Here is an 8,499-nt window from a genome sequence, read left to right on the forward strand (position 1 = left end):
AATTAAGAGAGGGGCTTTCTTATTCTCAAGTGATTTTTGACTGATTCAGTATGAACTTATGATGTTTCGTCCTCCCGTGATTTTATTTGTAAAAGATCACGGATCTCCTTTAAATATTGCTCGGATGCCGGTATGGCTTCCAATACCTCTTCCTCGTTCGCTTGTTTTTTTCTAATAAGAGAATTCGATATCTTCATAAACATGAAAATCGCAAATGAAATGATCAAGAAATCAATCACAGCTTGGACAAACTCACCGTATTGAACAACTGAGTTTCCAACTGTGATAGATAACGAAGAAAAATTGAGCCCTCCTAATAAAATTCCTATTAGCGGTGTGATAATATTATTGACTAGCGATGAAACGATCTTCCCAAAAGCAGCACCCATTACTACAGCTATGGCTAGATCGAGAACGTTTCCTTTAGTAATAAACTCCCTGAATTCCTTTATCATCGTAACTACACCTTTCTTTTTTTAATTGATAAAAGCATATCAGAAACATGGTGGAAATTGAATAGAGCAGGAGGCATCCATTATCTCCAAAGTTAGGACCATCCACCCGTTTAGTCATTTGAATCCCTTAATATAGTGCAATCACGGCAGTCCGATCAAAGGAGAAAGAACGCTATTTTCCATTAAAAACATTAAAGAGCCGTTATAATAGCAGGTCTTATTGTAGAAGGATTTAAGAATGGTCATAGAACAAGCAAAGTAATTGAAGGCAGAGCGGGAACGACTAAGGCGTCAATTTTCAATGTCTAGAAGGCAGGTAAAGCCTTTTTCATCAACTTGAGGAAGGGGGTGAATATAAATGTATTCGTTTGGCGATAATTATATTATTGTACTACCCCCTAAGTGGTACTCCTCCATTGTTAAAAGCCCTTCTCTTAATCGAGAGGGCTTTTTTTGTTTAGCGCTTTGTTAAATAATTTTTGTTTATAGGAGATTTTTTGGACTGCATTTAGATCGTTTTGGATTTTTTATACTTCTGTCCAACCAAAAATATCAGAGGGGACCCTATTATGCTTGGAAGAAACCAAAAAATGAATGGATTCCATTGATTCAAGATAGGTATATTGGATACATTTACTACAAGAATTGCCGTGCAAATAGCGATATAGGAACCGAGCATCCCGCTAATATGAGATGCAATCCAGTTTTTCCATTTCTTCTTACCAGCAAGATATCCTATAAATGCAAAAGAATACGAAAATATCCCAATGAAAAACAAATATGCGCTACTTTCCCAATTCATTATTGCCATTGTCAGGGATGTGACAAAGACTACAACATACGCACTGTGATAAATTTCACCACAAATTGTATGCACACCTCTTTTTTTCTTTGAAGACATAGCACCTATTCCACTAATAAGACATATTGCTCCAGCGCAAATGTGAATGAACAGAATGATTTCAAAGATAAGCAACATTCCCTTCGTTAAATAATCATTATCATAACGTAAAAGAGTAAATATTTATTTTATTATAATACAAATATTTACCAAGAATATGAATGTTAATTTGCAAAGAAAAAAACAATTCAGTTTTGGCATATGAGTTACCATACAATGGAGCATTCTCTGCAAAACGGTCAAGTGCTGCATTCGTTGCCGGAAATCGTCAGTGCGGTAATCAAAAGGGAGTGTGTATCATTCTTATTAAGGAAAAAGGAGGATTTTATGTTTCATTTGCAGAATGTCTTGACGTAATGGGGGTGGAATAATTGCAACAACATATTGAACAGGATTTATCTAAAGAGGATATTTTAAGAATGATTGTTAAGCACCTTGATTTATTTCCGCTGACTAGTCTGGAGGCTATCAGAGAAGTTATTGGAAGTTCATTAAAACAACGAGGCTTGATAGGGGGGATAACCGATCAAACAGGGGCCGCTCCTGTAACATATAACAGGAAAATATCAGACCAGGATATCCAGTTTATAAATGATTGTATTTGTGACCTTTTAAAAAGCCGCGTTATCCAACCTGGTATTAATGAAGTTAATCAGGATTTACCATGGATTTCTGTTTTTGATAAGGAGAAACTTAAAACATTGGTGAACTCCCTGTCTTAACTTATAAAAGAGGCTGGGACATAACTAAATAACCCATCCTCAAAGACAAATCAATTTAAGTTATTCTACTTATTAAAAATCATGGTGTTTTCGTATAGTTGGTTTTATTCATCCATTCAAGCTGTAAGAACAAATTTGTTCCATTCCCGCTACAGACACTCGCTTTCCGCGGGGAAGAAGCTGAGCCCGAGGTCTCTGCCTTTCCTCTATTTCCCTTAGTAGTCGATTGTCTTCCGCTCCATTACACTGGATTTTTTAAAATAGGATGCAAAAAGCAACAAAATCTATGGAAAAGAACAAATAAAGACCCGATCTACTCGCCGGAAATTCCGCTTATAGTTCGGGTTTATCGTTGACTAAAATACTTATGTCCCAGCCTCTTATTTTAGGTTAGAATATCTTTATCCGATAATGGCAATTTTCTATATCAATCATTCGCCTGTAAGATGGGATTCAAACCTATCGATAATTCAAGGAAACGTTCGGCCTCACGGAAAACGTGATCAGCCAATAGTGGATGAATAATGCTCTTGATTTTGCATTCTTCGATTAAATCTCTGGCGGTTTTTTTAAAGTCTCGAAGTGATACGACGGAAACACGGTTCTGATCTAGAAATTGATCCAAAAGAGGGGCCGTTTGAGATTGCGGTTTCATGGACTCTACGTCTGCAGCTTGAAAGACTAATTGATCAAAATCATTACTAAAGTTTCGCGCCATATCCACCAGCCTTCTTTCCGATGGATCAAGGAGATGTCCGATGAATTTTGCATGATCCGCCATAATCCTTAAAAAGAAAGCATTTTCTTTGATGAATTGCATCTGCGAGTGGTTTCAATTTACCTTCATTTAATTCTTTTAATCGTTTTCTAAAATAATTGGCTTCCCTGCTTGTATGGTCGACTAAAAGTGGGAAGTTGTTTGCACCAGGAATTTTACAGGTGAGTATTTATCCTGATATTTTCCTTTTAAAAAATAAGACCCTAGGCAAAAGGGCTCTATCTTAAAGTTAAAACAAGTTGATTGGAGCGGGTGTTCGAGACTCCTGCGGGAAAGGCGCGTCTATGGGAGACCCCGCGGAAAGCGAGTGCCTTCCGTTCCAACAACGTCCAAATCGTACAAGCCATAAAAAAATGTAGACAAACTCGATGAAAATCGAGTTTGTCTACATTCTGACCTTAGAATTAATTCATTCTAAGGATTTCCGTATGTTAATGAAGCAGTTTCATTAAGTTCCTATTGATAGTCATTTGTCACCAAGCTCATTTATTTTTTTTGTAAGCTCATTAAACTTCTTATCGAGTTCTGTGTAAGCCTTATCGTTTGGAGTCATAAAGCTAAGCTTTCCTAAAACTTCTTGTCTTTCTGTTTCAAGTGTCAATCTCAGTTCTTCCAGATCATCTCTTTTTGAGGATGATTCATACAATTGCTTTTGAATGTGAATATTCGAAATGACGAGTTTGCTGCTTGTCGTTTTTTTGAGAAAATACCGATCATGCGATACGACGATTAGCGTTCCAGTATACTGTGCTAATGTATCTTCAAGTTGTTCCCGTGAAGCTAAGTCCAAGTGATTTGTCGGCTCATCCAAAATGAGCACATCTTTTTCTTCTAATATATATTCCATTAACTTGCACTTCACTCGCTCACCCATACTCATATTCTTAATGGGTTCTGCCCAATGAGATGCTGTGAAGCCTAAATGCTTCATTAAAGTTTGGACGTTCCCTCTCGACTCGAAAGTTTCTTTATGAAATAGCTGGGAGGGTGTTAGTTCAAGTGGTAAATCAAACACTTCTTGAGTCAAATAGCCAATTTTTGCGGTTGGTGAAATCCATATATCTCCCGCAAAAGTTTCATGTCCAAGAATAATTTTTAATAAAGTCGTCTTTCCACTGCCATTGGGACCTATTATGGAAACCTTCTCACCATGCTGAATCGTGAAATTGACGTTTTTAAATAGTATTCGCTCGTTAAAAGACTTATTTACATTCTTAACTTCCAAAAATCGTTTTCCCGTCTTGTTTTTTGCTTTAATTGAAAAGCTTACAGTATATTCTGATTCAACAGGTTCAGCTTTTACTTTTTCAAGCTCTTTTTCAAGCCGCTTTTGTTTAGATTTAACTTGTGCATCCATTCGCTTTGCTTTTACGCGATAGTACTCCTTAACTCCTTCCTTTTTCGTCGATTGGGAATGGGCTTTTTTTGACCAAGAAGTGATTTCATTCATTTGTCCCTCGATCCGTTCAACCATTTTTTGCTGTTTTTCATATTCACGTTGTTGTGTAAGTCTTTTCTGTTTACGAATCTCCATATAACTAGAGTAATTCCCTCTGTGTTCAATTAGCTTTTTATCTTCAATCGACCAAATTTTCGTCGCTACGGCATCCAAAAAATAACGATCGTGCGAAACAAAAATAATGGTACCTCTATAATTTTTAATTTGTCCTTTGAGGAATTCTAAACTTTCCTCATCAAGATGGTTCGTCGGTTCATCTAATAGTAAAAGGTCTGCATCTTTAGAAAGACCTTTTGCAAGACGGGCTTTCAGTTTTTCTCCCCCGCTTAATTGTGGGAAGTCATGGCTTGGGACATGCATTTTATCTAGTAATTTAACTTCGGAAGAGGTCTTTTCTTCAGAAGCATGCGACTCGACTTCTTGTTCTACCATAAAAACTTTCAAGCTTTGCTGCAGCCAGTGGATTTCTCCATTTACAGGCTCTAAATCATTATTTATTAATTGCAATAACGTAGATTTACCGGCACCATTTTTACCAATGATACCGATGATCTCACCTTGTTGAACACTAGCGTTTACACCTTCAAAAATGGTAAGGTCCAATCGTTCATAGCTAATATTGGTTAATTTTAATAGTTCTTTCATATAGTCAATCCCTCTCTTTAAAGGGAGAAAAAAAAATCCTCCCATTTCATTTGGAAGGATTAGTCATACCTGTGCATTATCAAATAAGAGCTATTTTGACTATAGCTCAGTAATTTATAGAAAATGGGCAGACTAATCCTATTTCGTATGATTTGAAATATGTGATTTCAAATTTTAAAAATAAGATTAGTTAATCATCGGCCACCCATCATCCCTTCTGATATTAATAAAACCAGTATAGCATAAAATAATCTTTGAAAACAAAAGATATCAGCATGGTACCTCGCTTTCAATCTAATTTTAAAGATTTATAATATTGTATTAACTCGATCAAATACTTTATCATAAGGGGGGATAGTACTTCATATTACCTATATGATGTGATTATAAGGGCTGATTTTACCACCATAGGGATGTTTCCCTGAGGAGGACATTAATATGGAATATATAAAGGGAATCGATGTTTCACATTGGCAAGGTGCTATTAATTGGGAGGAAGTTGCAAAGGCAGACGTGAAGTTCGTGTTCATTAAAGCAACAGAAGGAACGAGTTATTCCAAGCTATCCTATTTCAAAGAAAATGCACCACAAGCATTGGCAGCGGGATTGAAAGTCGGAGCCTATCACTATGCAAAGTTTGCAACTGTTGCAGAAGCAAAGGCTGAAGCTGCTTATTTTTTAGATTCTATCAGCCCTTTTGCTTTAAACTACCCTGTTGTTCTTGATCTTGAAGAAAATAAAAAAAAGGCAAAGAAAAAAACGCTGACCGATGCAGCGATAGCTTTTTTAAAAGCTATCGAAGAGGCTGGATACACGGCAATGCTGTATACTGGTAAATACTTTCTTGAAAATACCTTAGATGAATCAAGGTTGGCAAACTACGCTTTGTGGATTGCCAGATACAACAGCACGTTGGGACGAAGCACAGATATTTGGCAGCATTCTGATTCAGGTAAGATAAGCGGGATTAGCACAAAAGTGGATTTGAATATAGCCTATAGGGATTTTACAAATACTATAAATACGTTTAGGATACACAAATCCCAGGAAGTGAAAACTGAAACATCCACAATTTATACTGTAACAAAAGGCGACACGCTTAGCTTCATTGCAAAAAAACATAAAACAACGGTAAAATCTCTTGTTAGTCTTAACGGAATTAAAGACCCCGACAAAATTTATATCGGTCAGAAATTAAGGGTGAAATAAGTAAAGGCTCTTCTCATTACGAGAGGAGCTTATTTTTAATCGGATATTCCTTATATTTCTTTAAGTTCGTCAATTGATACTTCTGAGCTTTCTTCTAATGGTCCTCTTAAATGTACTGTAGCCGTTCTTCCATCTTCATTTAAATGATCAATCCATACTGAAGTGCCATTATATTTCACCTCAATGTCAGATGAAGTAGAAAGTATCTGTTTTACACGCTTAACATCCATATATATCCCTCCCTGCTAATTAGTCTACCTATTATTTGGGGAAAGGCTTAATTTTATTCGTTTATTCAGGGGATTGATATGGCAACCAACGATGTTTAACCTACCATGTTATCCGTCATGAATATTTGAAGCGAGTCCTTTTTAATTTAGCTTATAATGAAAAGATGAGAATTCTTAATCTTAAAAATATAGAGCTTATCTGCTAAAATGGATAGGATTGTAAATCGATTTTTGAGGTGATGGATTTGAAAAGACGTAGGCTCCTGGCAGTCCTATTAATACTTATTGGCACAACCGTACTATTTACATGCATGCAACAGCCAAGCGGAGCCAATGCCGCCAAAGAGAAACTCAACATTAAGAAGCTCGACGTCGATGAATTTTTTGAAGAACGTGATGGGACTTTCATATTACGTGAAGTGAAAAAGGGCAAGACTTTTATTTATAATAATGAACGTGCCGAACAAAGATTTGCGCCGCAATCGACTTTTAAGGTTCCTAATGCACTCATCGGTTTACAGGTAGGGGCTGTCGAGGATGAATATGACATTAAATATTGGGATGGTGTGAAAAGGGAAATGGCGATATGGAACCAGGATCATACGCTTGGGTCTGGTTTAAGGTACTCCGTTGTTTGGTATTATCAAGCAATGGCCCGTGACATTGGAGAGAGCCGAATGGAGGAATGGATCCATAAGGTTTCTTATGGCAACCAAGATATTAGTGGAGGGGTTGATCAGTTTTGGCTAAGCAGCTCACTCAAAATCTCTCCTGTTGAACAAGTTGATTTTATGGAAAATTTATACAGCGAGAATCTTCCTTTTGATAAGGATGTCATGAAAACCGTTAAAAGGATGATGATCCAGACTGAAGAGGGTAACTATACACTTTACGGAAAAACAGGGCAGGGGACCAACAATGGCTGGTTTGTTGGTTTCATTGAAACAAAGAAACGTGCCTATGTTTTTGTAACGAATCTCTCCGGTACATCGGCAGACGCCAGGAATATCACAATGGATATTTTACAGAAATACCATTTAACGAAAGAGTAGGGAGCAATTAAAGGATTTTGAAATAGGTCGATGATTTAATGGAACGAAGTGTATGCATAAAAGAATATTATAGGGCTTACGGATGCTTTACTATCAATAGGGGAGTTGAATGGGTACCTCCTATTCATATGGAGCTAATGGGACGGAAGGGCTGAATAAGGAAGTAGATACAATGGGACAATATTGGAGGAGAAAGTGCTGTTGGGTTTAAAGTCATATACGCATTCTTATACATGCTTTTAGGGGGGTATCATGGAGCTATCGTTATTATTGGAATATGGCTGGGTGTTGATTATTCTAATTTTTTTAGAAGGTTTATTATCTGCCGATAATGCATTGGTTTTAGCCATCATGTCAAAGCATTTACCAAAAGAACAGCAAAAAAAAGCGATTAATATTGGGTTGCTTTTGGCTTTTATTTTTAGGATTGGTGCAATCTTCATTATTTCGTACCTTTTCCATGTTTGGCAAGTTCAAGCAATTGGTGCTGCATATTTGATTTTCATCGCATTAAAGCATTTACTAAAAAAGGATCACGGGGAAAAAGGAAAAATAGGGAAAAGCTACCGTATGACCGTTGCACAGATTGCATTAGCAGATATTGCTTTTGCTATTGATTCCATTTTAGCTGCAGTCGCTCTTGTCATTGCCTTGCCAGATACACCAATGGGTGATATAGGTGGTATGGATGGAGCAAAATTCATTGTTATTTTATTAGGAGCTATTGCAGGTTTAATCGTTATCCGGTTTGCAGCAGGGTACTTCGTTAAGATACTGACGGAGCGACCTAGCCTCGAAACGGCAGCCATGTTAATCGTTGGTTGGGTAGGGGTTAAATTATTAATGCATACCCTTGCGCATCCAGCCGTGCACATTATCCCTCACGATTTTGTAGAAGGACCGATTTGGAATATAACCTTTTGGTCAGTCATGCTTCTTATTGCTATAGGCGGATGGTTTTTTTCTGGAAAAACAAAAAAAGATGAAGGTAAATAAGGCATACTCTTTTGTAAAATGAAAATTCAAGAAAATCAAAGACCGAAATAAT

Annotated in this window: 8 protein-coding genes and 1 pseudogene; 4 read left to right on the forward strand and 5 right to left on the reverse strand. The window is 36.9% G+C overall.

Annotation, left to right across the window (positions count from 1 at the left end; all coding sequences use genetic code 11):
* Positions 1-56: 56 nt before the first annotated feature.
* On the reverse strand, positions 57-455 hold the full coding sequence (gene mscL / locus IOC57_RS24870) for a large conductance mechanosensitive channel protein MscL (RefSeq protein WP_207441243.1): 399 nt from the start codon (positions 453-455) through the stop codon (positions 57-59).
* 508 nt (positions 456-963) lie between these two features.
* Entirely contained in the window at positions 964-1,434 is a 471-nt protein-coding gene (locus IOC57_RS24875; protein WP_396020886.1) for a DUF2306 domain-containing protein, read from the reverse strand.
* A gap of 293 nt (positions 1,435-1,727) precedes the next feature.
* On the opposite strand from IOC57_RS24875, the gene IOC57_RS24880 reads away from it, so the two are divergent.
* Positions 1,728-2,078 carry a hypothetical protein gene (locus tag IOC57_RS24880; RefSeq protein ID WP_207441246.1) on the forward strand — a complete coding sequence of 117 codons (351 nt, stop codon included), beginning with the start codon at positions 1,728-1,730 and terminating at the stop codon, positions 2,076-2,078.
* A gap of 431 nt (positions 2,079-2,509) precedes the next feature.
* Here IOC57_RS24880 and IOC57_RS24885 read toward each other — a convergent pair.
* Positions 2,510-3,049, reverse strand: a pseudogene (locus tag IOC57_RS24885) (DUF2935 domain-containing protein); the annotation flags it as partial.
* 273 nt (positions 3,050-3,322) lie between these two features.
* On the reverse strand, positions 3,323-4,960 hold the full coding sequence (gene abc-f / locus IOC57_RS24890) for a ribosomal protection-like ABC-F family protein (RefSeq protein ID WP_207441247.1): 1,638 nt from the start codon (positions 4,958-4,960) through the stop codon (positions 3,323-3,325).
* Between the two features lie 438 nt (positions 4,961-5,398).
* On the opposite strand from abc-f, the gene IOC57_RS24895 reads away from it, so the two are divergent.
* The gene (locus IOC57_RS24895) at positions 5,399-6,169 is read left to right on the forward strand and encodes a GH25 family lysozyme (RefSeq protein ID WP_207441249.1); all 771 of its coding nucleotides are present in this window, start codon (positions 5,399-5,401) and stop codon (positions 6,167-6,169) included.
* 50 nt (positions 6,170-6,219) lie between these two features.
* Here the strand turns inward: IOC57_RS24895 and IOC57_RS24900 are convergent, their stop codons facing one another.
* On the reverse strand, positions 6,220-6,399 hold the full coding sequence (locus IOC57_RS24900) for an H-type small acid-soluble spore protein (protein WP_207441251.1): 180 nt from the start codon (positions 6,397-6,399) through the stop codon (positions 6,220-6,222).
* A gap of 239 nt (positions 6,400-6,638) precedes the next feature.
* On the opposite strand from IOC57_RS24900, the gene blaOXA reads away from it, so the two are divergent.
* Positions 6,639-7,451, forward strand: coding sequence for a class D beta-lactamase (gene blaOXA, locus IOC57_RS24905; protein WP_207441252.1), 813 nt, complete (start codon positions 6,639-6,641; stop codon positions 7,449-7,451).
* Positions 7,452-7,703: 252 nt separating this feature from the next.
* Positions 7,704-8,447, forward strand: a complete 744-nt coding sequence (locus IOC57_RS24910) for a TerC family protein (RefSeq protein ID WP_207441253.1) — start codon at positions 7,704-7,706, stop codon at positions 8,445-8,447.
* Positions 8,448-8,499: the final 52 nt, after the last annotated feature.

Source organism: Bacillus sp. SD075 (assembly GCF_017355165.1).
GTDB lineage: Bacteria > Bacillota > Bacilli > Bacillales > DSM-1321 > Peribacillus.